Genomic DNA, 2282 nt, shown 5'->3' with positions numbered 1-2282 from the left:
GCCGACCGCGCGATGCGGCTGAGTTCGTCCACGCGATGGTGCACCTGCGGCTGCGGCGAGTCAGGCCGCAGCCCGGGTACGGACGGCAGATCCTGGACAAGAGCCCGCGGCGACGGATCCGGCAGCTGCGACGCATCGAACGGCTCCGGCACATGCGGCAGGCCGAGGTGCTCACCGACGTGCTCACCGACGTGCTCACCGACCAAGTACCCACCGGGTACGGGCGTGCCCTGCCGTATCGGCTCAATGGGCTGCGCCTGGCGGGCAGCGTCGGTGGAGGCCTGCTCCTGCGGCGCGTGCGACGCCGTGCCCGGGGCGCTCCGCGGCGCCCCAGCACCGCCTCCGATCCGCGTCTCGCCGGACTGCCCGGACGTGGACGTGCCCCGCTCGCCGCCGTGCTGCGCCGCGAGCTCCGGCGAGGCGCCTTCGGCGCCGCGAGTGCCCGTCTCCTGCCGCGGCACGGTACTGGTCCCCGGCAGGGTCGCGTCGTCGTGCACCCCACCCGCACCCGACATCGTTGTCCGCTCCGACGGGGCGACCGACCCCGACACGGCCCCGTCCCCGTGCGCAATGCGCGCACCCATCCCCGGCACGGTGGTGTGCTCCGGCGTGGCCGTGTCGATGGCCGAAGAGGACGTACTCATGGTGGTGTTGGTGTTCCGGCCCCCAGCCGCGGGCTCGGGGATGGCGTCACCGACCGTGCGGACGCGGCCGGTGGACGGGTCCTCCGAGCCGCTGGCGGGCCGGGTGACCGGCAACTCGCCCGGCTGACCGGACCGTGTGCCGGAAGCGCCCGCGGACTCCCGCGGCGACGCGCTCTGCGCGGTGTCGCTCTCCGTGGCCGGGACCGTGCCGCTGCCCGAGCGCGATTGCGGCTGTGCCGAGGCGGGAGTGGCCGGGCCGGTTGCCACGGTCGGCGCGGGGGCCGCCGTATGTGACGACGTGGCCTCGTGAGGCGCCGGCGCCTCGGCCGGCTGGTTCAGGGAAGTGGTCTCGAAGCCGGGAAGTCCGCGGCCTCCGGTGACGGGAGCTGCCGCGGCCCCCTCCTGGCCGGCCTCCCCGGTTTGCGGCATAGCCGCGGAGCTCGCCAGGCCGGACGCCGTCTGATGACCCGGTTCCGAAATGCCGGTGCCCTGCCCCATGCCGGTGTCCGGCGCCGTGCGGGTCGTCGGAGAAGCGCCGGTGGCCGGGGTGCTGGTGGCCGGGACCGTACCGGGGCCCGGTGTGGTAGTGCCCACGCCGGGTGCGGCGTCGGCGCCAGGGGCCGTCTCGGCGGCCGGGAGGGTGCCTAGGTCGCTGAGGTTGACCGGGGAGGTCTCCGTGACGGGCCACTGCGGCGCGCCGGAGGACTCCGTCTGCGGCAGCTTGGGCACGTCCAGGTTCGGCAGGCCGGACCCCGGCAGGTCCGGCAGGTTCAGCTTGACGGGATCGATGTGCAGGTTCTCGCCGTTCTTGCCGAACCGCGGCTTGCCGCCCTCGCCGCGGACGCCACCCAGCGCACCGGACGTGGTCGTCGAGAGCATGTCCAAGTGCGTGCGGTTCATCACGTCGGACACGACGGTGCCGATGACGTTGGTGATGGTCCCAAACGTCATCTTGCCCACGACGTGGCTGGCGAACCCGGCGGCGAACCTGCCCCCGAACTCCCCGGTGATACCGCCGATCGCCCCGAACATCGCGCCCGACTCCACGGATCCCAAAGTGTTCCGGATGTTCCACCGGGTGCGGTCACCCTTGAGCATCTGGAACGCCTGGATAGCGGCGTCCACACCGACCATCATGCCGATGCCCGTGGCGATGGCCACCAGCATCCGCCGCAGGATCATGCGTACAGCGAGCCGCCCGGCCGCGACGATGGCGGGTATGACCTCCGGCGCAAAAAACGTCCACTGGGCGATCTCGTAGGCCATCCAAACAAGCTGGACAAGGATCATGTACTTCGCGTACTCCAGCTCAACGCTCGCCTGTTTAGCGCCCCGCCCCAGCTGGCCCGCGCCCTTCGCCATGGCCGGCAGGTTGCTCTCGACCTGCTGGACAAAATGCGCGTACTCCTTCAAGACCGGGCCCTCGATGCCCCGCCAGACACCGACCGCCGAGGCGCCAACAGCCGCGTTGATCGCAACGAGCTCTCGCGCGGCCTCCTCCCAGGCCCTTCCGAGGGCCATCATCCGGTCCTCATCGCCCCTGGGCCACGCCTGGCCAACAGCCAATCTCGCGACCCAGGCAAGCTCTGGGGGCAGGTCGATACTCATAGTGGATGCCGGAGCCGTTCTCGGTGTGGG

The 2282-nt window shown here is 71.9% G+C and carries 1 protein-coding gene; it reads right to left on the bottom strand.

Going from position 1 to position 2282, the window contains the following annotated elements; translation table 11 throughout:
- A partial coding sequence (locus ABZZ74_RS53710; RefSeq protein WP_356951381.1) for a hypothetical protein occupies positions 1-2168 on the bottom strand: 2168 nt, incomplete at its 3' end.
- Positions 2169-2282 lie beyond the last annotated feature (114 nt).

The organism is Streptomyces sp. NPDC006476 (assembly GCF_040612015.1).
GTDB classification, from domain to species: Bacteria; Actinomycetota; Actinomycetes; order Streptomycetales; family Streptomycetaceae; genus Streptomyces; species Streptomyces griseorubiginosus_B.
Note: the sequence above shows the minus strand (reverse complement) of the source record. Positions and strands in the feature narration are given on the sequence as shown.